The organism is Bradyrhizobium sp. USDA 4473 (assembly GCF_054063335.1).
The window spans coordinates 5290177-5312133 of sequence record NZ_JBSSGE010000001.1; the positions used below are offsets into that span (position 1 = coordinate 5290177).

General features: G+C 64.3%; 25 protein-coding genes and 1 pseudogene. 12 read left to right on the forward strand and 14 right to left on the reverse strand.

The features are described 5' to 3' along the window. Positions 1-157 precede the first annotated feature (157 nt). The 4 genes from ACVW17_RS24890 (at position 158) to tsaA (ending at position 2789) form a co-directional block, all read left to right on the forward strand. Positions 158-910: an AzlC family ABC transporter permease gene (locus tag ACVW17_RS24890; protein ID WP_456797955.1), complete on the forward strand. Its 753-nt coding sequence runs from the start codon at positions 158-160 to the stop codon at positions 908-910. Next, the gene (locus ACVW17_RS24895; protein WP_456754342.1) at positions 907-1251 is read left to right on the forward strand and encodes an AzlD domain-containing protein; all 345 of its coding nucleotides are present in this window, start codon (positions 907-909) and stop codon (positions 1249-1251) included. The genes ACVW17_RS24890 and ACVW17_RS24895 overlap by 4 nt, the downstream gene beginning before the upstream one ends. Positions 1252-1340: 89 nt before the next feature. Further along, positions 1341-2294 carry a Bug family tripartite tricarboxylate transporter substrate binding protein gene (locus tag ACVW17_RS24900; protein WP_456797956.1) on the forward strand — a complete coding sequence of 318 codons (954 nt, stop codon included), beginning with the start codon at positions 1341-1343 and terminating at the stop codon, positions 2292-2294. Between the two features lie 3 nt (positions 2295-2297). After that, entirely contained in the window at positions 2298-2789 is a 492-nt protein-coding gene (gene tsaA, locus ACVW17_RS24905) for a tRNA (N6-threonylcarbamoyladenosine(37)-N6)-methyltransferase TrmO (RefSeq protein ID WP_456797957.1), read from the forward strand. Between the two features lie 133 nt (positions 2790-2922). Here the strand turns inward: tsaA and ACVW17_RS24910 are convergent, their stop codons facing one another. From ACVW17_RS24910 to ACVW17_RS24925, 4 genes are all read right to left on the reverse strand, one after another. Continuing rightward, entirely contained in the window at positions 2923-3348 is a 426-nt protein-coding gene (locus tag ACVW17_RS24910; protein WP_456754345.1) for an HIT family protein, read from the reverse strand. Positions 3349-3481: 133 nt separating this feature from the next. Continuing rightward, positions 3482-4732 carry a GNAT family N-acetyltransferase gene (locus tag ACVW17_RS24915; RefSeq protein ID WP_456797958.1) on the reverse strand — a complete coding sequence of 417 codons (1251 nt, stop codon included), beginning with the start codon at positions 4730-4732 and terminating at the stop codon, positions 3482-3484. Between the two features lie 166 nt (positions 4733-4898). Then, positions 4899-5651: a glycerophosphodiester phosphodiesterase gene (locus ACVW17_RS24920; protein ID WP_456797959.1), complete on the reverse strand. Its 753-nt coding sequence runs from the start codon at positions 5649-5651 to the stop codon at positions 4899-4901. Positions 5652-5654: 3 nt separating this feature from the next. Beyond that, on the reverse strand, positions 5655-6122 hold the full coding sequence (locus ACVW17_RS24925) for a RidA family protein (protein ID WP_456754348.1): 468 nt from the start codon (positions 6120-6122) through the stop codon (positions 5655-5657). 263 nt (positions 6123-6385) lie between these two features. Here ACVW17_RS24925 and ACVW17_RS24930 point away from each other — a divergent pair, with 263 nt between their 5' ends. Next, positions 6386-7252, forward strand: coding sequence for a cell envelope integrity EipB family protein (locus ACVW17_RS24930; protein WP_456797960.1), 867 nt, complete (start codon positions 6386-6388; stop codon positions 7250-7252). Between the two features lie 290 nt (positions 7253-7542). After that, entirely contained in the window at positions 7543-7944 is a 402-nt protein-coding gene (locus tag ACVW17_RS24935) for a RidA family protein (protein ID WP_456754350.1), read from the forward strand. Positions 7945-8079: 135 nt separating this feature from the next. Here ACVW17_RS24935 and ACVW17_RS24940 read toward each other — a convergent pair whose 3' ends face one another. Then, positions 8080-9396 (reverse strand): DNA polymerase IV, encoded by a 1317-nt coding sequence (locus ACVW17_RS24940; RefSeq protein WP_456754351.1) that lies wholly within the window; start codon positions 9394-9396, stop codon positions 8080-8082. Further along, complete coding sequence (locus ACVW17_RS24945) at positions 9375-9674, reverse strand: DUF3572 domain-containing protein (RefSeq protein WP_456756522.1); 300 nt, start codon at positions 9672-9674, stop codon at positions 9375-9377. Before ACVW17_RS24945 ends, ACVW17_RS24940 begins: the two co-directional genes overlap by 22 nt. 228 nt (positions 9675-9902) lie before the next feature. On the opposite strand from ACVW17_RS24945, the gene ACVW17_RS24950 reads away from it, so the two are divergent. The 3 genes from ACVW17_RS24950 (at position 9903) to ACVW17_RS24960 (ending at position 12828) form a co-directional block, all read left to right on the forward strand. Further along, positions 9903-10268, forward strand: a complete 366-nt coding sequence (locus ACVW17_RS24950; protein WP_016845968.1) for a response regulator — start codon at positions 9903-9905, stop codon at positions 10266-10268. 15 nt (positions 10269-10283) lie between these two features. Further along, positions 10284-11657, forward strand: a complete 1374-nt coding sequence (locus ACVW17_RS24955) for a PleD family two-component system response regulator (protein WP_456754352.1) — start codon at positions 10284-10286, stop codon at positions 11655-11657. 154 nt (positions 11658-11811) lie between these two features. Then, a complete protein-coding gene (locus ACVW17_RS24960; protein ID WP_456797961.1) occupies positions 11812-12828 on the forward strand; it encodes an IS30 family transposase in 1017 nt (338 codons plus the stop codon). 6 nt (positions 12829-12834) lie between these two features. Here ACVW17_RS24960 and ACVW17_RS24965 read toward each other — a convergent pair whose 3' ends face one another. Further along, on the reverse strand, positions 12835-14040 hold the full coding sequence (locus ACVW17_RS24965) for a serine hydrolase domain-containing protein (protein WP_456754354.1): 1206 nt from the start codon (positions 14038-14040) through the stop codon (positions 12835-12837). A gap of 132 nt (positions 14041-14172) precedes the next feature. Then, positions 14173-14775: a TetR/AcrR family transcriptional regulator gene (locus ACVW17_RS24970; RefSeq protein WP_456754355.1), complete on the reverse strand. Its 603-nt coding sequence runs from the start codon at positions 14773-14775 to the stop codon at positions 14173-14175. Between the two features lie 133 nt (positions 14776-14908). Between ACVW17_RS24970 and ACVW17_RS24975 the strand changes: the two genes are divergently transcribed. After that, a complete protein-coding gene (locus tag ACVW17_RS24975) occupies positions 14909-16141 on the forward strand; it encodes an MFS transporter (RefSeq protein WP_456754356.1) in 1233 nt (410 codons plus the stop codon). 321 nt (positions 16142-16462) lie between these two features. On the opposite strand, the gene ACVW17_RS24980 is transcribed toward ACVW17_RS24975, so the two are convergent. Continuing rightward, positions 16463-16612, reverse strand: coding sequence for a hypothetical protein (locus tag ACVW17_RS24980; RefSeq protein WP_456754357.1), 150 nt, complete (start codon positions 16610-16612; stop codon positions 16463-16465). A 41-nt stretch (positions 16613-16653) separates the two neighbouring features. Between ACVW17_RS24980 and ACVW17_RS24985 the strand changes: the two are divergent. After that, a pseudogene (locus tag ACVW17_RS24985) lies at positions 16654-18049 on the forward strand (ammonium transporter). A gap of 72 nt (positions 18050-18121) precedes the next feature. After that, on the forward strand, positions 18122-18253 hold the full coding sequence (locus ACVW17_RS24990) for a hypothetical protein (protein ID WP_456754359.1): 132 nt from the start codon (positions 18122-18124) through the stop codon (positions 18251-18253). Here ACVW17_RS24990 and ACVW17_RS24995 read toward each other — a convergent pair. The 5 genes from ACVW17_RS24995 to ACVW17_RS25015 all read right to left on the reverse strand — a co-directional run bounded on the left by ACVW17_RS24995 (position 18250) and on the right by ACVW17_RS25015 (position 21954). Next, positions 18250-18780 (reverse strand): hypothetical protein, encoded by a 531-nt coding sequence (locus ACVW17_RS24995; protein WP_456754360.1) that lies wholly within the window; start codon positions 18778-18780, stop codon positions 18250-18252. The genes ACVW17_RS24990 and ACVW17_RS24995 overlap by 4 nt on opposite strands. A gap of 109 nt (positions 18781-18889) precedes the next feature. Continuing rightward, positions 18890-19057 carry a 50S ribosomal protein L33 gene (gene rpmG, locus ACVW17_RS25000; RefSeq protein WP_018271988.1) on the reverse strand — a complete coding sequence of 56 codons (168 nt, stop codon included), beginning with the start codon at positions 19055-19057 and terminating at the stop codon, positions 18890-18892. A 128-nt stretch (positions 19058-19185) separates the two neighbouring features. After that, a complete protein-coding gene (locus ACVW17_RS25005; RefSeq protein WP_456754361.1) occupies positions 19186-20511 on the reverse strand; it encodes an LLM class flavin-dependent oxidoreductase in 1326 nt (441 codons plus the stop codon). Between the two features lie 219 nt (positions 20512-20730). Continuing rightward, the gene (locus ACVW17_RS25010) at positions 20731-21480 is read right to left on the reverse strand and encodes an NUDIX hydrolase (protein WP_050627458.1); all 750 of its coding nucleotides are present in this window, start codon (positions 21478-21480) and stop codon (positions 20731-20733) included. Between the two features lie 36 nt (positions 21481-21516). Next, positions 21517-21954: a DUF983 domain-containing protein gene (locus ACVW17_RS25015; protein WP_456797962.1), complete on the reverse strand. Its 438-nt coding sequence runs from the start codon at positions 21952-21954 to the stop codon at positions 21517-21519. Positions 21955-21957 lie beyond the last annotated feature (3 nt).

The window sequence follows — 21957 nt, forward strand, 5'->3', positions numbered from 1 at the left end:
CCTCCGCGGAATAGATAGATGGATTGCTTCGTCGCTACGCTCCTCGCAATGACGGTTGGGGCTGCCACCGTCGCATACCGGACCTGTGTCCTCACTTGCTTGACCCTGTGCCCACCGCGCCCTAAGCCGCCGCGATTGCAAAACCATCCGGTTCCCCGTGGCGCTTCCTCCGCTCGATTCTCCGCAATGGCAGACCTCGTTCCGCGCCTTCCTGTGGGGCGCGCGGTCGGTCGGCGCGACGGTGCTCACGCTGGTGCTGTTTGCGACCTATCTCGGCATCGGCGCGCTGGCGCATGATTCCGGCTTCTCGCTGGGCTGGACCCTGGCGAGCACCGCGTTTGTCTGGGCGGGGCCTGCGCAGATCATCGTGATCACGACGCTCGGCTCCGGCGCCACCGTGCTGCAATCGGCTGTTGCGGTCACCGTCAGCGCGATCAGGCTGTTTCCGATGGTGGTCACGGTGCTGCCGTTGATGCGCACCGAACAGACCAAGCGGCGGCATCTCATCCTCGTGGCGCATCTGACGGCCGTGACATTGTGGGTCGAATGCTACCGCTTCCTGCCGCAGGTGCCGCGCAACCGGCGGATCGCCTTCATCCACGGGCTTGGACTCGGGCTGGTTTCGGTCTGCCTGATCGCCAACACGATCGGCTACATGCTTGCAGCCAATCTAACGCCGCTGCTCGCCGCCGGCATGCTGATGCTGACGCCGCTCGCCTTCCTGTTCTCCACCGCGCGCAACTGCCGCGAGCTTGCCGACGTCATCGCGCTGGTGCTCGGGTTGTTGCTGTTTCCGTTGGCCGCACGGCTCAACAGCGGCGCCGACATCCTGGTCAGCGGTGTGGTCGCGGGAACCATTGCCTATGCCGTGCACCGTGCGCGGGCGGGCATCGTGAGGGCGCGCGCATGAGCACCTTCATCGGCGATTGGCACGCGCTCGCGATCCTGTTCGTGGCAGGCGTCATTCCCAACCAGATCTGGCGCATGCTCGGCCTGTGGTTCGGCGGCGGCATCGATGAGAATTCCGAGCTCTTGGTCTGGGTGAGGGCGGTCGCCACCGCGATCCTCGCCGGCATCATCGCGCAGATCGTGGTGCAGCCGCCGGGTGCGCTCGCCAGTGTGCCGGACTGGCTGCGCTACGGTGCCGTCGCGGCGGGCTTCATCGTGTTCATGCTGGCACGGAAGTCGATCTTCGCCGGCGTGATCGCGGGCGAAATCGTGATGCTGTCAGGCAAATACTGGCTCGGCTGATTGCGGCGACCGCAATATCCGTTACTCTCGTCTCCAACAAGATAACAACGGGGGGAAACGGCATGCAGCGGCGCGCATCATCGCTATTCATGGTTGCTCTGACGGCGTTGCTGGCGACGGCGCTACCCGCGCGTGCCGCCGATTACCCGACGCGTCCGATCAAGCTCGTGGTGCCCTATGCCGCGGGCGGACCGACCGACGTGCTCGGCCGCATCGTCGGCGAATATCTCGGGCGCGATCTCAAGCAGGTGGTCGTGGTCGAGAACAAGGCCGGAGCGCAAGGAGCGATCGGCGCCGAGGCGGTGGCGCGCTCCGGTCCCGACGGCTACACGCTGTTCGTGACCGCGGCCTCGATCTTCGTGCTCAATCCGCTGCTGTACAAGAAGCTGCCCTACGATCCGGTAAGGGATTTTCGTCTGCTGTCCGTCATCACCGACGCGCCGATGATCATGGAGGTGAATCCGTCGGTGCCCGCGAAGACGATCGCGGAGTTCGTCGCCTACGGGAAGAAGAATCCCGGCAAACTCAATTTCGGATCGGCCGGTACCGGCGGCACGGTTCATCTCGCCGGGGAGATGTTCAAGCAGATGGCCGGCGTCGAGATGACCCATGTGCCCTACAAGGGCGCCGGGCCCGCGCTGCAGGATTTGCTATCGGGCAACATCCAGCTGATGTTCGACACGCTCGGCACCGCGCTGCCGCCGGTCAAGTCCGGCATGCTGCGCGCGCTCGGTGTAAGCTCGACCGAGCGCATTCCGGACCTGCCCGATCTGCCGACCATCGCCGAGAGCGGCTATCCGGATTATGCGGTCAGCGTCTGGTATGGTATCGCTGCGCCGTCGAAGGTGCCTGACGAGATCGCCGGCAAGATCAAGGCGAGCCTCGACCGGGCCTTGAACGACGAGGCGTTTCGCGCTTCGCTGGTCAAGATCGGCTTTCCCCCGCTGCGCGCGAAGAGCCAGGCCGAGATCGACAAATTCGTGAACGCCGATCGCGCGCGGTGGGCCGATGTGGTCAAGGCGCTGAACATATCGTTGGACTGACACATGGTACGTGAAATGGAATTGCGCCAGGGCGAGGTCGCCGTCGACATGCCGGCGGCGCGCGACGCCGGGCTCGTCTTCGTCGGCCGCATCCGCACGCCGTGGACCTCGCGGCTGGCGACGCCGCGGCAGGGGCGGCATGACGGCCCGGTGTGCCGGCTCGAGATCTTCGAGCCCTGGGTCGCCGCAATCAAGGGCGTCGATTTCTACTCGAACCTCGAAGTGCTGTACTGGCTGCACCAGTCGCGCCGCGACATCGTGCTGCAAAGCCCGAAGAACAACGGCAACACCCGCGGCACCTTCTCGCTGCGCTCGCCGGTGCGGCCGAACCCGATCGGGACCTCGATCGTCAAGCTGGTCGGCGTCGAGGGCAATGTCATCCTGGTGCGTGGCCTCGACTGCCTCGACGAGACGCCGCTGATCGACGTCAAGCCCGACCGCTGCGAGTTCACCCCGCTGGCGCCACCGCAGCCGGGCGATTTCGAGACGGAGTAGGATCTCTCCCTCGTCATTCCGGGGCGATGCGAAGCATCGAACCCGGAATCCATCAGGCCGCGCGTTTCATGGTGAAATGGATTCCGGGCTCGCGCCAAGAGGCGCGCCCCGGAATGACGAGGTGAGAGGCTACCTATTTCAACGCTGCAATCAGCTTCGCGGCATTCGCCTCCAGCACCTTGCCGTCCTCCCTGACGCTCGCGGGCGGCAGCAGGGCTATGCCGTCCTTGCGCGGCATCACATGCATGTGCAGGTGGAACACGACCTGGCCGCCGGCGGCCTCGTTGAACTGCTGCACGGTAATGCCGTCGGCCTCGAACGCCTTCATGCTGGCCGCGGCGATCTTGTGCGCGGCGCGCGCGACGTGCGCGTAGTCGTCGGGCGTGACGTCGAGGATGTTGCGGGCAGGCGCCTTCGGGATGACAAGCGTGTGTCCGGGCGAGCGCGGCATGATGTCCAGGAAGGCGAGCACGTGCTCGTTCTCGTAGACCTTGTAGCAGGGAAACTCGCCGCGCAGGATCTTCGCGAAGGGGTTGTTGTTGTCATAGGCGGCGGGCATGGCGGCTCCTCAATTTTTTAGAAGGCTAGAGCATGATCCGGAAAAGTGGAAACCGGTTTTCCCTCGCGACAAACGCCAAAGGCGTTTGCGCGGAGATCATGCTCAAACAGATGTCCCGGTCACGACGGAAACGTCAAGCGTCGTCGTCAATGGTCTTCCGGAACGGACCGGCCTCGGTGAGCTCGCGGCCGACCTCGGCGACATAATCGCGCTCGCGCTTGAGGTAGTCGGCAATCGCGCGGCGCAGCCCGGGGTCGGCGATGAAATGCGCCGAGTAGGTCGTTTGTGGCAGGTAGCCGCGCGCCAGCTTGTGCTCGCCCTGGGCGCCGGCCTCGACCACCTTGAGCCCGCGCTGAACCGCGAAATCGATCGCCTGATAGTAGCAGACCTCGAAATGCAGGAACGGGTGGTGCTCGATCGCGCCCCAGTTGCGGCCGAACAGCGTGTCGGAGCCGATGAAATTGATCGCGCCTGCGATCCAGCGGCCGTTGCGCTTGGCCATCACCAGCAGCACGTCACGCGCCATGCTCTCGCCGATCAGCGAGAAGAACTGCCGGGTCAAATACGGCCGGCCCCATTTGCGCGAGCCGGTCTCCATGTAGAACTCGAAGAACGCGTCCCAGGCGTCCTCGGTGATATCAGAGCCGGTCAGCCAGTGGATCGTGATCCCTGCGGCAAGCGCCTCGCGGCGCTCGCGCTTGATGCCCTTGCGGTGGCGTGAGTTCAGCGAGCCGAGAAAGTCGTCGAACGTCTTGTAGCCTCGATTATGCCAGTGGAACTGCTGGTCGGTCCGCTGCAGGAAGCCATGCGCACCAAGGAACCTGGCCTCATCCTCGCGGGCAAAGGTAACGTGCACGGAGGAGGCCTCGGTGGCGCTGCAGAGCGCCCTTAAGCCGCGCGCCAGCGCCGAGCCGATCACCTCGCGGTCGACGCCGTCGCGGATCAGGAGCCGCGGCCCGGTCGCCGGCGTGAAGGGAACCGAGACCTGGAGCTTCGGATAGTAGCTGCCGCCGGCACGGTGATAAGCCTCGGCCCAGCCGCGGTCGAACACGTATTCGCCCTGCGAGTGCGATTTCAGGTAGCAGGGCACGATGCCGACGATCCGGCCATCGAGCTTTGCGATCAGGTGCCGCGGTCCCCAGCCAGTCCGCGGGCAAGCCGAATTGGAGGCCTCGGCGGCGGCGAAAAAGGCATGGGAAACAAATGGGTTATAGCTTGAACCTGCGGTGGTCTGGCAATCGCTTGCGGAACCGGGCGAGGCCAGCGTGTCGAGAGTGTGGATACCGTCCGCGTCCACCTTCGGATTGGCGCAGGCATCCCATTCGGCGGCCGGAATGGCGCCGATGTCAGCTACAGCCTCCAGGGTGATTTCAGACGACGCCATCGAGAATGAAGACCGGTGCCTCGTTTGAGCATGATCTTTCCGGAACAGCTGGCTCCACTTCCGGATCATGCTCCGCATTCCGCCATCGCCGATGACGACCAACCACTGCCAACATCGTGCGTTGCAGCGACGAGTTCAAGACTGCAAAGGGCCAGCCTGGGACATGTCAGGTTCCCGGCACAAACCCTTCGAAAATCATCTGGTCGGCGTAACGGGCCGCGCGCTCGCGCTGTTCCGCCGTGCGCACGGTCCAGGCCAGCAGCGGGCAGCCGAACACATTGCGGGCGATCCAGGGCGCGGGCGCCGGGAGCTGGTTGACCCAGAAGGCGACGAAATGCGGCTCGGTCCTGAAGCCGTGGCGCAGATACAGCATGCCGTCGCGCTGCGCCGGCGTCAGCTTGTCCCAGTAACCGTCGTCATAGCTGCGCTGGGCGGTGATGCCGCGCGGCAGGTCCGGCATGATCTCGCGCAGCGCCACCACCTGGTCGGGATCAAAGGACATGCCGACGACAGGACCGGAATAGGACGCCAGCACCTCGGCCATCCGGGTGACCAGCTTGCGGTCGCCGTCGAAATGGCTCTTCACCTCGACCACCAGCGGCACGCGGCCGGCGACCAGCGTGCAGAGATCGCCGAGCGTCATCATCTGCTCGGCAGTGTCCTTGAATTTGACCGCCTTCAGCTCGGCCGCGGTCTTGGACGCCAGCAGACCCGAACCCTCGGTGAGGCGGCCAAGAGCATCGTCGTGATGCACCATCGCCTCGCCGTCGGCACTGAGCTGGATGTCGCATTCGATGGCGAAATTGCCTGATACCGCGGCGTTGGCCGCGGCCGGCATGTTCTCGATGATGCCGCGTGCGGCATCATGCAGGCCGCGATGGGCGACCGGCCGCTTGGTCAGCCAATCCGGCGCGCGCATCGATCAGGCGACTTCGAACACGCCTTCGACCTCGACCGCGGCATCCGCCGGCAGCGAGGCGACGCCGACGGTGGTGCGAGCGTGACGCCCCTTGTCGCCGAATGCCGCAACCATCAGGTCGGACGCGCCGTTCAGGACCTTCGGTCCGTCGAAGAAATCCGGCGCCGAGTTGATGAAGCCGCCGAGCCGCACCACGCGCACGACCTTGTCGAGGTCGCCGAGCGCGGCCTTGATCTGCGCCAGCAAATTGATCGCGCAGCCCTGCGCGGCAGCGACGCCTTGCTCGAGCGTGACGCCGGCGCCCAGCTTGCCCTTGGCGATCAGCTTGCCGTCGGCGTTGAAGCAGACCTGGCCCGAGACGAACAGCAGGTTTCCGCTGCGGACGAAGGGCACATAATTGGCGACCGGGGAGGTCGGCTCGGGAAGTGTGATGCCCTGTGACGCCAGTTTTTGTTCGACGGTACCCGCCATTTTTTGTCCCCCAATTGAATTGCACGAAGCCTGAAACGCGGTCAGGGCCGGGTTTGTTTCGATTGTTTCGCGCATCGTGCCGCCGGTTGCAAGCGACGGGAAAGTGAAGTCCGTGCGGCCATGGCGTGCGGAATCGCAGGGAAAGTTGCTGAAATTGACGGCACTTTCGGCGCCGAGATGAATTTTTTGTCAAACTTGCCCCAGTTGCGGCGCAATACCACCGTCACTATTGTGGCGAATCCCTGCCTCCCCGAGGAAAGACCATGACCCTGCCGTTTCGGACTCCGTTGCGTGCCCTGGTGCTCACGATCGCCGTTGCCGCAGGATCCGGTCTGGTTCAAGGGTCTGCCGCGGTTGCGGCAAGCGGGCCGTTTCTCGCGCATCAGGCGCTGTACGATCTGAGCCTGGTGAAATCGCGCGGCTCCAATTCGGTCAGCGATGCGCGCGGGCGCATCCTGTACAATTTCTCCGGCAACTCCTGCGAAGGCTACACCTCCGAATTCCGCCAGGTCTCCGAGCTCGACAGCGGCGAGGGCAAGGTGACGCTGTCGGATCTGCGTTCCTCGTCGTGGGAGGACGCGTCTGGCAAGAGCTACCGCTTCAAGATCGACACGCGGATGAACGACGGTGACTCGACGCCGGTCGACGGCATCGCCGAGCGGGTCGGCGATCATATCACGGTGAAGCTGACCCAGCCGGTGAAGAAGACCTTCAACATCGACGGCAAGATCGTGTTCCCGACCGAGCAGATCCAGCACATCATCGCCGCCGCCCGCGACGGCAAATCGGTGCTCGAGCAGACCGTCTATGACGGCTCCGACAATGGCGAGAAGGTCTACAACACGCTGACCGTGATCGGCCGTCCGATCGCAGGCGACCGCGCGCCGTCGTCGCCCGATCCGTCGACGGCGAACGATGCGATGAAGACCATGACGCGCTGGCCGGTGACGGTGAGCTATTACGACAGCGACGCGCGCGCCAAGGACGGCGAGCAGACGCCGGTCTACGCGATGTCGTTCGAGCTCTACGAAAACGGCGTGTCCCGCGCGCTGGTGCTGGACTACAACGATTTCGTGATCTCGGGCGCGCTCGACAAGTTCGACGTCAGGGATTCCAAGCCCTGCAAGTGAGGGCTGATCTTCTCGACATACACAGCCGTCGTCCCGTGCAAGCCAACGGGTCGGCGCGCAGCGCCGCCCGATGACAGGCTCCGCGCGACCCGGGACCCATAACCACAGGGCCGAGTTGTTGAAGGGGCTGTGGCCCCAGTGTCGCGCAATGATCACCTTCGGTGGTTATGGGTCCCTGCTTTCGCAGGGACGACAGCGGAGCAAGCCTGCGCAGCTTGTGAAACCGCCTCTGGCCTGAACCACCCGCGACGAGTACGCTTCCCGAAACACAGGTGTCAGGGAGGCACATCATGAGCAAATCAGATCATCTTCGTCCCAGCGGCCTGCATCACAATCCGGCTTACTCGCACGTCGTGGTCGCGTCGGGCGCGCGCACGATCTACATTTCGGGGCAGGTGTCCACCGACGAGGAGGGCCGGGTGGTCGGCGCCGGCGATCTCGCCGCGCAGACGACGCAGGTGATGCAGAACCTCGGCCTGGCGCTGAAGGCTGCCGGCGCGAACTATTCCAACATCGTCAAGATCACGACCTTCGTCGTCGGCTACAAGCCGGAGCTGCGTGCAATCATCGGCAAGGCACGCTCGGCGTTCTTCGAGGGCATGGAGCCGCCGGCCTCGACGCTGGTTGGCGTCACCGCGCTCGCGGCGCCGGAATGGCTGATCGAGATCGAGGCGGTGGCGGTCGCGGATTGAGCGCTGTCGTGAAGAAGGACCGTCACCCCTGAGGAGCGCGCACTTGCGCACGTCTCGAAGGGCGACGGCCCCAATCTTTCCGCGCATCCTTCGAGGCTCGCTCCGCTCGCACCTCAGGATGACGTCCGGTGAGAGTTAATCTTCCGCGCTTTTCGTCGGCCCCTCATAGGCAATGCCGCGGATCACGGCGGCATTGCCGAATTTCTTGCGCAGATTGTCCATCGCGCGTTCGGCGTGCGCCGAGCGGCGGTCGAGCATGTCGGAATCGTTGGCCTGCGCGCCCGGGCGTAGTGCGCTGACACCGGCGCCCATCAGGCGGAACGCGGTGCCGTCGATCTCCTTGGCCAGCATCTCGCGCGTCACCGCAAAGATCTTTGCGGCCAATTGGGTCGGGGTCTGGATCGATTGCGAGCGGGTGCGCTGGCGGAAATCCGCGGTCTTCAGCTTCAGCGTGATGGTGCATCCTGAGAGGTCGCTGCTCTTCAGCCGCGCCGAGGTTTTCTCCGACAGCTTCCAGAGCAGTTTTTCCAGCGTCGCGAAGTCGCGGATGTCGGTCTCGAAGGTGGTCTCGCTCGAGATCGTCTTGGCGCCGCGGTCGGGCACCACGCTGCGGTCGTCGATGCCGCGCGCCAGCCGCCACAGCCGGCGGCCTTCGCCGGCGAATTGCTTCATCAGCTCGTTCTCGTCGGCGCGCTGCAAATCGGCGATGATGCGGAAGCCGCGCTGTACCAGCTTTTCCTGCGTCGCGGGGCCGACTCCGTAGATGAAGCCGACCGGCTTGGCTGCCAGCATCTCGCGCGCCTCCTCCTGGTCGAGCGCCGCAAAGCCCCTGGGCTTGTCGAGGTCGGAGGCGATCTTGGCGAGGAACTTGTTGCAGGACAGCCCGACCGACACCGTGATGCCGATGTCGCGCTCGACCTCGCGGGCGAATTTGGCGAGCACCTTGGCCGGGATCATGCCGTGGACCCGCTGCGTGCCGGAGAGATCGAGGAACGCCTCGTCGATCGACAGCGGCTCGACCAGCGGCGTCAGCGCCTGCATCGCCTGGCGCACCTCGCGCCCGACCCGGACATATTTCGCCATGTCGGGCGGGATCACGGTCGCGTCAGGGCAGAGTTCCAGCGCCTTGAACATCGGCATCGCCGAGCGGACGCCATAGGTGCGCGCGATATAGCAGGCCGCCGATACCACGCCGCGCTTGCCGCCGCCGATGATGACGGGGCGGTCGGCGATCTCGGGATTGTCGCGCTTCTCGACGGTCGCATAGAACGCGTCGCAGTCGATATGCGCCAGCGCCAGCGCGGGCAGGGTGCGGTGACGCACCAGCCGCGGCGAGCCGCAATGGCTGCATCGCTTCACCTTGATGTCGAGATCGCCGAGGCAGTCTCGGCAGAAACTGAGGGGGCCGTTGGGCGCTGTCGCTGCCGTCGTCACGGCACGTCGCGCTCCCATCTCGGGTCACTAAGCGCCTGATGGGCGGCCGCGATATTGGTCGGGTGCAATTCGGAGGCGGCGGCGAATGCCTTCACGGTGGCATCGTCACGCATCACGAAATCGAGCACGCTCGCAAGAAATTGAGGATTGGATGCCGCGTTCCGCAAGGTCTCCGGACCGATTCCGGTTTCGGCCAGGAACAGGCCCAGCCGCTCGGGATCGCCGGCAACGAAGCCGAGCGCCTGAATCGCAACGATTTCAGCGACTTCCCGCGGGTTGTGAACAGGCTTTTTCAACGCGTCGGTTTGCCTTTCCGTTAACTTATGGTCTCTATTGAGTGGCCCATCATGCCCGAGTCTTCCGCGGGTGTTCAAGCAACGGAAACCACGCTGCGGAAGTTGGATGTCGGGTTAACGGGTTAGAGCGATTCTGGCGCTAGTTTGAATTCACATTTTCGACGCGTCCCGAGCGCGGTGCGTGAGGTGCCGCAGCAGGGCCCGTCTCCTGGGTTTGGGAGGGACGGGATGGCCAAAACCGTCCTGATCGTGGAGGACAATGAGCTCAATATGAAGCTCTTTCGCGATCTGTTGGAAGCGCATGGCTATCAGACTTCGGGCACCAGCAATGGTTTCGAAGCGCTCGATCTCGTCCGCAAGCTGCGCCCCGACCTCATCCTGATGGATATTCAGCTGCCCCAGGTTTCCGGCCTCGAGGTCACGCGCTGGATCAAGGACGATCCCGACCTGCGCACGATCCCGGTGGTCGCGGTCACCGCCTTCGCCATGAAGGGCGACGAAGAACGCATCCGCGAGGGCGGCTGCGAAGCCTATTTGTCCAAGCCGATCTCGGTCGGCAAATTTATTGAGACTGTCCGACGCTTTATCGGATAGGGGAGTTGTGGTGCAATGTCCGCGCGTATCCTCGTCGTCGATGACGTTCCGGCGAACGTCAAGCTGTTGGAAGCCCGCCTGTCGGCCGAATATTTCGATGTGCTGACCGCGTCCAACGGGACCGAGGCGCTGGAAATCTGCGCGCGCGCCGAATGCGACATCATCCTGCTCGATGTCATGATGCCCGACATGGACGGCTTCGAGGTTTGCCGCCGGCTGAAGTCCAATCCGGCGACGCATTTCATTCCGGTGGTGATCGTCACCGCGCTCGATAGTCCGGCCGATCGCGTGCGCGGGCTGGAGTCCGGCGCCGATGATTTCCTGACCAAGCCGGTGTCCGACGTGGTGCTGATCGCACGCGTGCGCTCGCTGACGCGGCTGAAGATGATGACCGACGAGCTGCGCATGCGCGCCATCACCTCGCTCGAGATCGGCATGCAGGCGCCAGAGCGCAGCGCGATCGCCGACAAGGGCACCGGCGGCCGCATCCTCTTGGTCGACGACCGCCCGTCGTCCTACGAGAAGCTGGCGCCGATCCTTTCCGCCGAGCACACCGTCGACGTCGAGACCAATCCGTCGGAAGCGCTGTTCCACGCTGCCGAGGGCAATTACGATCTGCTGATCGTGTCGCTCAGCCTCGACAATTTCGACGGCCTGCGGCTGTGCAGCCAGGCCCGCTCGCTGGAGCGGACGCGGCAGGTGCCGATCCTTGCGATCTCGGATGCCGACAACAACACGCGGCTGATGCGCGGGCTCGAGATCGGCGTCAACGACTATCTGCTGCGCCCGGTCGACAAGAACGAATTGCTGGCGCGGGCGCGCACCCAGATCCGCCGCCGCCGCTACACCGATCATCTGCGCGACAATGTGCAGAACTCGATCGAGATGGCGATCACGGACGCGCTGACCGGGCTGCATAACCGGCGCTACATGGAGAGCCATCTCGCGACGCTGGCGGAACAGGCCTCGATCCGCGGCAAGCCGCTGGCGCTGATGATCCTCGACATCGATTATTTCAAGGCGATCAACGATACCTATGGCCACGATGCCGGCGACGACGTGCTGCGCGAATTCGCGGTTCGCATCCGCAAGTCGATCCGGGGCATCGATCTCGCCTGCCGCTATGGCGGCGAGGAGTTCGTGATCGTGATGCCCGAGACCGATCTGCATGTCGCCGGCATGGTCGCCGAGCGCTTGCGCCGCTCGATCGCCGGCGAGCCGTTTGCCGTCGACAAGGGCGGCAAGCGGATCACGGTCACGATCTCGATCGGGCTGACGACGCTGGAGCGCAAGGGCGAGCAGGTCACCGACGTGCTCAAGCGCGCCGACACCGCGCTCTATCGCGCCAAGCACGACGGCCGCAACCGCGTGGTGTCAGCCGCGGCGTAGCGCACGTCACGTTCTCCGCATTATCGATCGTCATACCCCGCGAAAGCGGGGTACAGTACGCGGCGGCCTCTCGTTGCAAGCGCCACTGCTTCTGGAATACTGGGCACCCTGAGTTCACAAACGAAGTGCAACACTTCCTTGAGGAGGTGTTGCGATGGGGCGGAGTTACGAGCAGCTATCCCTGGACGAGCGATGCGAGATTGCCCGGCTTTCAGCCAATGGCAGCTCGGTGCGGCAAATCGCGGCAGCTCTGGATCGCTCGCCATCAACGATCTCTCGGGAGCTGAACCGCAATTCTGGCGCCCAGGTCGGCTACAAACCCAGCTATGCCCAGCAACAGATGCGAGCGCGGCGCTGGACGGGCGTACGCCTCGAACGGGAGCCCGGCCTGCGCCGCGCGGTCTTGGAGCGCCTTGGTCAGGGCTGGTCGCCCGAGCAGGTCGCGGGCCGGCTGGCCCGCGAACACGGCCGCAAGGTGATCTCCCACGAGACCATCTACCGCTTCATATACGCCCAGATCCGACGCACCTCGGACTTCAGCTGGCGGCGTTATCTGCCACGCGGCAAGAGCAAACGCGGCTACCGCGGCAAGAAGGGCGGCAGTCCCGCAAGCTTCATAGAAGGCCGTGTTTCCTTGAACAAACGGCCTATCGAGGCCGCCGATCGCAATGCCCCCGGTCATTGGGAAGCCGACCTGATGATGTTCTCCAAATACGGTCAGGCGATCCTGACCGTGCACGAGCGCACCTCGCGCCTGCTGCTCGGCATCCGCATCGCCAGCAAGCTCGCGCGCGGTATCGCCCGTCATCTCGTCCGCTTGTTTGCTGCCTTGCCGGAAGGCCTGTGCCAGACCGTTACCTTCGACAATGGGACCGAGTTCGCCTGTCACCTGGAGCTGCACCGCCTCGCGATCGAGACCTTCTTCTGCGATCCGCACGCGCCCTGGCAGAAGGGCGGCATCGAGAATGCGATCGGTCGGATGCGCCGCTTCATTCCACGCAAAACCGATCTCGCGACCTTCCCGACGCGCCGCCTCCGCCAGTCGATCAACGCCTACAACAACACCCCGCGCAAATGCCTTGACTTCCAAACCCCTCTCGAGGCCTTCTCTCAAGTGTTGCACTTCGAGTGTGAATCCACCTCCCCTGCTTTCCGGATGACGACAGGGTAGATAAACCTACGGCCCGCGCTTCACCGCGTCATAAGCCATCCGCTTGAACTCGAACGAGAACGGATGGACGAACGCCATCTGGCGCTGCGCCATCATGACGCCGGCGATGCCCGTCTTCGGCGAAATCCACCACTGCGTGCCCGCGACGCCGCCCCAGTAGAATTCACCGGCCGCATCGGGATGATCGATCGGGGAGGGGTTGAGGATCAGGCCGCCGGCAAGGCCATGCGCCTTGCCGGGCTGCTCGCCCATCATCGCGAAGCGGATCCACTGTCCTGCGGGCAGCTGGTTGGACATCATCGCCGTGATGGTGTCCGGCTTCAGCAGCGTCGGTCCGCCCGGCAGCAGGCTGCGGATCAGCGCGACCATGTCGGGCAGTGTCGAGACCAGCCCACCGCCGCCGTTGAGCCTCGCGATCGGCCGCAGATAGGCGCCGGGGAACGGTGCATTGTCGGTGCGGGTGAGGCCTGGCTTCATCGGCTCCATCAGATCCGCGCCGGCGTAATAGGCAACGAGCCGGCCGTGATCCTGTTCCGGAACAACGAATCCGGTATCGACCATGCCGAGCGGATCGAGGATGCGCTCCTTGATGAACTGGTCGAAGCGCTGGCCGCTGACGACTTCCACCAGGCGTGCGATCACGTCGATCGCGAGCGAATATTCCCATGATGTGCCCGGCTGATAGATCAGCGGCAGATCGGCCAGCACGTCCACCATCTGAGCCAGGGTCGCATTGGGATTGTGCACGCCGCGCTCGTTCAGCGCCTTGAAGATGACGGTGCCGGGATCGAAGAAGCCGTAGCTCAAGCCGGCGCTGTGGCTCAGCAATTGGCGGATCGTGATCGACCGCTGTGCCGGCTCGGTGTCGTCGATCGATGTCGCGCCCGGGCGCAGCACCTTGCGGTTTCCGAGTTGCGGGATGTAGGTCTCGATCGGATCGTCGAGCCGGAAGCGGCCGTCCTCGAACAACAGCAGCGCCGCGCAGGAGGTGATCAGCTTGGTGTTGGAGAACACCCGGAAGATGTGGTCGGTGCGCAGCGGCGTTTGCGCTTCCTTGTCCGCCCATCCGACGCAGCCCGTGTCGGCGATGTCGCGCCCGACCAGAACCGTCCAGGAGATGCCGGACAAGAGATCGTTGTCGATATACCGCTGCATGGCGGCGCGCGCCGGCGCGAAATCGTAGCCGGTGGCCGTCACGTCAAGATCTTCCATGGTCGCTCCCCTGTTGTGCCGCCGGCTGTCGTGCGGTCACTCTCTATCTCGCCGGACGGAATTTCCGATTGGGATGCCGTCGCATGCCGTCAACGCTAACAACCAAACCGGACTTGTGTATGCAACCGGGATTTATCCAGGGCGCTTCTTGTCCGTGGGCGCGGAGTTTTCGACCTTGACGCCGGCATTCGCCAGCAGCACGCGGGCGGCTTCCCTGGCTGCGCGTGCCATCGCCGGGTCGTCGCGCACCAGGTCCTGCGCGATCGAGCCGTCGACCAAAAGCGTGAGCTGGGTCGCAAGTCCCTCGGCGTCGGCGACGCCGAGTTGCAGCAGCAGATCGCGAAACCAGACCCGGCGGCTTTCCTTGAAGGCGACCGCGATATTTCGGAAGGTGCGATCCTCGTCGTCAGGGCCGAGCTCGGCGACCGCATTGACGAACGGGCAGCCGCGAAAATCCTTCGCCGCAAAGCGCCGCTCCAGCGAATCGAAAGTCGCGAGGATCTGCTCGGCCGGCGGCTTGTCGGAGGGGCGGGGCTGCACGAAGCGGCGTTGCAGATAGGCTTCGATCAGGGCGTCTTTCGACGGGAAATGATTGTAGAGCGTGCGCTTGCTGATGCCGATCTCGGCCGCGATGGTGTCGACGCCGATGGCGCGAATGCCCTGCAGGTAGAACAGCTTGTCGGCGGTCTCGAGGATCCGCTCTTTCATGGTCTGTTTGGGAGGCGGGGAAGCCATGCGTCGGCCGTGATCCTCTTGGCTTGACAGTTCGCCCCCTGTATAGCCTAAGTACACAGGTCTGTGTAACTAAAACATGCGTGAATCGCAGGCCGTGGCACACGTGCCGCGCCGTTATGGGAGAACAAAAACAATGCCCTTGCTGCAGGTCTTGCGTCCCACGCTTCCCATTCTGATCGGTGCCTCCATCATGCTCACGCTGAGCATGGGGCTGCGGCAGAGCCTCGGCATCTTCATGCAGCCGCTGACGCACGACATCGGTATCTCGGTGTCCCATTTCACGCTGGCACTCGCAGTGCAGAACCTCGCCTGGGGCTTTCTGCAACCGCTGGCAGGCGCGATGACGGTGCGCTACGGCTTCCGCCCGATCATGGTGGTCGGCGCGCTGGCCTATATCGCCGGCCTCGTGCTGATGACGACCGCGCATGGGCTCGTCAGCATCATGATCGGTGCCGGCGTGCTGATCGGCATCTCGCTCGCCTGCACCGCGAATGCGATCGCGATGTCGGTCGCTGCCCGCGCGGTGCCGGAGACGGTGCGCTCGACCGTGCTCGGCATCGTCTCCGCGGCAGGCTCGCTCGGTGCGCTGCTGTCGGCGCCGATCGGCCAGATGCTCAATGAAGGTTTCGGCTGGCGCGTCGGGCTCGCCGGCTTCGTGATCCTCTCGGTCTTCATGATTCCGGCGGCGTTGTTCGCCGGCCGCGTCGACAAGATTCCGCTGCCGAAGCCAGCGAGTGACGATATCGGCAACGCCACTGCGGCGACCGCGGCCAAGACCGCGTTCAGCAATGCATCCTTCGTGGTGATGACCTGCGCCTACATGGTCTGCGGCATGCAACTCGTCTTCCTGACCACGCATCTGCCGTCGTATCTGGCGATCTGCGGGCTCGATCCGATGCTGAGTGCGCAGACGCTCGGCATGATCGGCGGCTTCAACGTGCTGGGCTCGCTGTTCTTCGGCTGGGCCGGCCAGCGCTGGAATAAGCTCGCGCTGCTCGGCGGGATTTACATCCTGCGCTCGCTGGCGCTTGCCTGGTATTTCATGCTGCCGGCAACGCCGGGCTCGACCTTGCTGTTCGGCGCCATCATGGGGTTCCTCTGGATGGGCGTCGGTCCGCTGGTCGCGGGCGCGGTGGCCGAAATGTTCGGCTTGCGCTGGCAGGCGATGATCCAGGGCCTTGCCTTCATGAGCCACCAGATCGGCAGCTTCCTCGGCGCTTACGGAGGTGGGCTGATCTACGACTCGCTCGGCTCCTACACCATGGCCTGGCGCATCGGCGTCGCGCTTGGTCTTGCCGGCGGCATCATCCAGGTTGCCTTCGCGCTGATCCGGCCGGCGCAGCCGCCGCTGCTCAAGACCGCCTAGCGCCTTTCCCGTTCCGATAGAATCGGAACGGAGCTCTCGACTCTAAACGCTCTAGTTTCCGATCCCGCGACAAATCAGCGGCTGCCCCGTGCGTGGGCAGCCGCTGATTGCTGCCTATTTTTCCATCGATGACTTGCTACGAGAACGTGCAATGGGGCGCGAAGCCGTTCCGTGCACGGATTGAAGTCGCTGCGTCTTCAATGCGTTACTCTGCACGCACCGGTGGCACGAATCTTGATTGAAGTTGGCTAGAAATCGTGCCGGAAGCCGTCGCTGAGGTTCCGGCCTGGGGACCCATGGGAAGGGCTGGCCGCGATGAGGCTAGTCGCCGTCATTCTCCAGCGATCCGCGCACCACGGCCTTCGCCGCGCCGCCAAGCAGGAAGCCCTTGTGCCTCGCGCGGCCCTTCGAGATATCCCGATAACCGAACGTGCGCCGTCTTTCGGCGTCGCGCTCCCGAATGCGCTGCACCCATTCCGAACACCAGCATTTCTTGTGATGGGAGGACGATGATGGAGTCTGGGACATACACGCGCCGGAACCTCGTGAGAATCGTGGTTGCTCTGCTGGGCGTGGCATTCCTTTGCCTGCTGTTCAGCGACCTTGCGCTGGCTGAGGATGCGGCGGCACCGCCGGCCTGCGGCGGCAAGATTCTCGAGAAGTGCACGCCGAATTCCGGCGATACCGCCTGGATGCTCACGTCGGTCGCGCTCGTCCTGATGATGACGGTGCCGGGGCTCGGCCTGTTCTATGGCGGCATGGTGCGCAAGAAGAATGTCGGCGACACCGTGATGACCAGTTTCGCCGTCACCTGCCTGGTCACGATCCTGTTTGCGGTCCTGACCTACAGCCTGGCGTTTCGTGCCGGCACGCCGTTTATCGGCGGCCTGGACCGCATGTTCCTCAAGGACATCCTGAGCGACATCGGCAAGGGTGGCATCGGCAATCCCAATCCGCTCGCCGCGACGATTCCCGAGTCCGTCTATATCTGCTTCCAGATGACGTTCGCCATCATCACGCCGGCGCTGATCGCCGGCGCGTTTGCAGAGCGGATGAAGTTCTCCGCGATGCTCTGGTTCATCGGGCTGTGGGCGATCTTCGTCTACGCGCCGATCGCACATTGGGTCTGGGGGCCCGACGGCATCTTCTCGGCGGGTAACGACGCTGCGTATGTCAAGGTTCTCGATTTCGCCGGCGGCACCGTCGTGCACATCAATGCCGGCGTGGCCGGCCTGATGTGCGCCATCATGCTCGGCAAGCGCGTCGAGACCGGGCCGGCGCACAACATGGTGCTGACCTTCATCGGCGCGTCGCTGCTGTGGGTCGGCTGGTTCGGCTTCAACGCCGGCTCCGCGGTCACGGCCGGAATGCAGGCGGGCATGGCCATGCTGGTGACCCAGATCGCCACGGCGGTCGCGGGCTTCACCTGGATGCTGGTGGAGTGGGGATTGAAGGGCAAGCCGACCGTTGTCGGCATCTGCTCGGGTGCTGTTGCGGGCCTCGTCGCGATCACGCCGGCCTCCGGTTTCGTCGGACCGGTCGGCGCCTTCGCGATCGGGATCGCCGCCGGCGTCTGCTGCTACTGGGGATGCACCGGCTTGAAGCGCATGTTCAGCTACGATGACGCGCTGGACTGCTTCGGCGTCCACGCTCTCGGCGGCATCGTCGGGGCGCTGCTGACCGGGGTGTTCGCGGTCGAGCAGTATGGCGGCACGGCAGGCGTCCTGGGAGGGAAATACCGGGCAGTTCCTCAATCAGTGCATCGGCGTCGCGACGGTTTTCGTGTATGATGCGGTCGTGAGCCTGATCATCCTGTTCGTGATCAATCTCTTCGTCGGGCTTCGCGTCACGAAGGACATCGAGCGCGAAGGGTTGGATCTGGCACTGCACGGCGAGGTCGTGCAGTAGACTTGGCGGCGTTCCGCGCCGGCTGGCGATCTTCGCCCGCTGGCGCGGATCAAAGCTGTTCGAGGTGATCCGATGAACTGGTTCTATTGGAACACGGCGTGGTCGCTGTTCTTCAGCCTCATTTGGTTCATGACCATCACGCACAATCCGGATGCGCGCGTCGCGGATGCGCATCTGCCTGATGAGGCGTTCGGCGGGCGTTAGCTGCGATAGTAGCGCCACATCCTCAGGAACGTCCGGTGGATCTCGTCGGGCGTCCGGTCGAATGGCTCGAGATTGACGCGGACCACGCCACGATGGTCCATGCGCCACGGCAAGCGCATCAGCAGCCGATAGGCCGGCCGCTTGCGCCAATCGGCCACCAGCGCGCTGCCGAGCGGCCCGTTGAGCGCGATCTGCAATTCGTGAACGGTCATCGCGCGCTCGGCGATCTCGACCAGGTCGATGCGCGTGATGGCGCGCCAGCGGATCAGCCCGAAGGCCTGGATGAAGATGCCGTACTGATTGGCCCCGATCGTCGGACGGCCGGCCTCCAGCAGCGGGATGTTGTAATAGGTGAAGCCGGCGGCTGCCGCCGCCGGCGCCAGCCAATAGATCGCGCCGGTGATCCAGGTCGTGGTCAGGAAGATCGCGGCCAGCGCGGCCGTGACATAGACCGGAAAGTAGGTGTCCTCGCGGCCGTAGGCGACCGAGTAGCCGCCGACGTTTCCCTCGTCCAAGCCTGCGATCATGTGAGCCCTGCGCCCGGGACTTGCCCGAAAGACATGAGGGATGACGTCAGGCCACAAAGCAAAAACGGGGCCGCGAGGGCCCCGTTTGAAACGTCAGAAGCAGGCGATCTTACTTGATCTTGGCTTCCTTGAACTCGACGTGCTTGCGCGCGACCGGGTCGTACTTCTTCTTGACCAGCTTGTCGGTCATTGTGCGCGAATTCTTCTTGGCGACGTAATAGAAGCCGGTGTCGGCGGTCGACACGAGCTTGACCTTGATGGTGACCGCTTTGGCCATGTGCAAATCCTCGAAAATGAAGGGGTATCGGGAGCCGGCCAAATCGGCCCGCGTTTGGCCCGGAAACTAGCCACAAACCGTGAGAAGTCAAGGATTTCCGGGCTGAAATCCCGCCGATTCCGGCCCGATTACCCCTCGAAGAACTGATTTTTGGGCCGCGGCAGGCCCAGATTCTCGCGCAGGGTGCGCCCTTCGTACTCGGTCCGGAAGATCCCGCGCTTCTGCAGTTCCGGCACCACCCGGTCGACGAACTCGAACAGGCCCTGCGGCAGATAGGGGAACATGATGTTGAAGCCGTCGCTGCCGCGGCCCACCAGCCATTCCTCCATCTGGTCGGCGATGGTCTGCGGCGTGCCGACAAAGGCGAGCCCGCCATAGCCGCCGACGCGCTGCGCGAGCTGGCGCACGGTCAGCTTGTCGCGCGCGGCGACGTCGACGAGGCGCTGCCGGCCGCTCTTGCTGGCATTGGTCTCCGGGATCGGTGGCAATTGCCCGTCGGGATCGAAGGTGGACGCATCGGTGCCGAGGATCACCGACAGCGAGGCGATCGCGCTGTCGTAATGCACGCGGCTGTCGAGCAGCGCGCGCTTCTCCTTGGCTTCCTCGACGCTGTCGCCGACCACCACGAAGGCGCCGGGCAGGATCTTCAGATGCTCGGGATCGCGGCCGATCTTTTCCATGCGGCCCTTGATGTCGGCATAGAGCTTCTGTCCGTCCGCAAGGCTGCCGCCGCCGGTGAACACGGCTTCCGCGGTCTCGGCCGCAAGCTGCCGTCCGTCATCGGAGGCTCCCGCCTGCACGATGACAGGCCAGCCCTGCACGGGACGGGCGATGTTCAGCGGGCCCCGGACCGAGAGATATTTGCCCTTGTGATTGAGCACATGCATCTTGTCGGGATCGACGAACAGCCCCGACTCGACATCGCGCACGAAGGCATCGTCGGCGAACGAGTCCCACAGGCCGGTGACGACGTCGTAGAATTCACGGGCGCGCTTGTAGCGCTCGGCATGTTCCATGTGATCGTCGAGGCCGAAATTCAGCGCCGCATCCGGATTGGAGGTCGTGACGATGTTCCAGCCGGCGCGGCCGCCCGAGATGTGGTCGAGCGAGGCGAAGCGGCGGGCGACGTGATAGGGCTCGTCGAAGGTGGTCGAGCCGGTCGCGATCAGCCCGATCCGCTCGGTGACGGCGGACAGTGCCGACAGCAGCGTGAACGGCTCGAACGAGGTCACGGTGTGGCTGCGCTTCAGCGCATTGATCGGCATGTTGAGCACGGCCAGATGGTCGGCCATGAAGAAGGCGTCGAACTTGCCGGCCTCGAGCTTGCGGATCAGCGTCTTGATGTGATCGAAGTTGAAATTGGCGTCGGGCCACGCCCCGGGATAGCGCCAGGCGCCGGTGTGGATGCTGATCGGCCGCATGAATGCGCCGAGCTTGAGTTGACGCTTCGCCATTGCCCCGTTCCGTCACTGTTGTGGTTAGCGGAACAGATAGGGTGGCGCTTCGCGGCGCGCCATCGGGAAGATTATTTTGTTTTTGGCCGATCCCTCGACATCGTCATTCCGGGGCTCGCGAAGCGAGAGCCCGGAATCCATCGGGCCGCATGGTCGGTGGAGGAATGGATTCCGGGCTCGCGCCAAGAGGCGCGCCCCGGAATGACGATTGTGCGCTCCTCACGCCCCCAGCACGTCCTTCTGCATCTTGCCGCCGTAGAAGTGGAAGAACGGCACCGGCGCGTCGTGGCGGAGCGGGCCGGTGGCGAGACGACGGTCGAGCTCGGCGAGCACGTTCTTGGTCATGGCATGCGCATCCGCGAGCGGCTCGGAGCCGATCTCGACCCAGACCAGCTCGACCAGCTCGGCATCGGCATGCACCACGCCTTCGACACGATGCGCGATGGTCGAGGCATCCGCAGTGAAGAAACGGGTGTCGAAGCGTCGGACGCGGCCGGGCGGGGTGATCGCACGCGCGATCAGGAACAGACCGGACGGATCGGGCAGCAGGCCAGCGTCGGCGAACGGCGCCCAGGGACCGTCGAGCTTCGCCGTCTTCTCCACCTTGCGGCCGAGGCAGAGTCCGGTTTCCTCGCAGGCTTCGCGGATCGCGGCATTGGCGAGCGCACGTGCGCGGCCGGGCGTGATCTTCGGGCTGCCCTTGAGCAGATTGGCTTCGAGCTCAGGCGTGATCGGGGCCGCAACCGGTACGCGGTTGTCGGCCTTGTCGACGCGGCCGCCGGGGAAGACGAATTTGCCCGGCATGAACACCACCTTGTCGTGGCGCTTGCCGACCAGCACCTTCGGCTTGGCGCCGGAGCGATCGATCAGGATCAGCGTCGCCGCATCCTTCGGCCGGAAATACGCGTGATGATCGGCTTCTTTTTCGCCCTGATGGACGACGGCGGCGGGTGCGGCAGCTTCAGTCATTTCATCCCTTTCATTTCTTCTTATCGCCCGGTTTAGCTAGACCGGCGGGATGTCGCTAGGGGCATTTTCGTCAAAGCCATGCATGCGCAGGGCCCATTGCAAGCCGATCACGGCTCCCTTCACCGGCTGCAACAGCGCCAGCGATGCGAACAGCGTGAACGGCAGATAGATCGCAAGTTGCAGCCACACCGGCGGCGAATAGTCGGTCTCGATCCATAGCGCGGTCGGTACCACGATATGGCCGACGATGACGATCACGAGATAGGCGGGCAGATCGTCGGCACGATGCGGTGTGAAATCGAGATCGCAGACCGGGCAATGGCCGTCGCATTTCAGAAACTTGCGGAACAGTTTGCCTTTTCCGCAGCGCGGACAACGGCCGCGGAACCCGCGCTTCATCGCGCTCCAGACGTCGCGCTTCTCGGGCTTGGCCGCATCGCGAGTCCAGACCACTGTCGGCGGTGTCACGTCCATGAC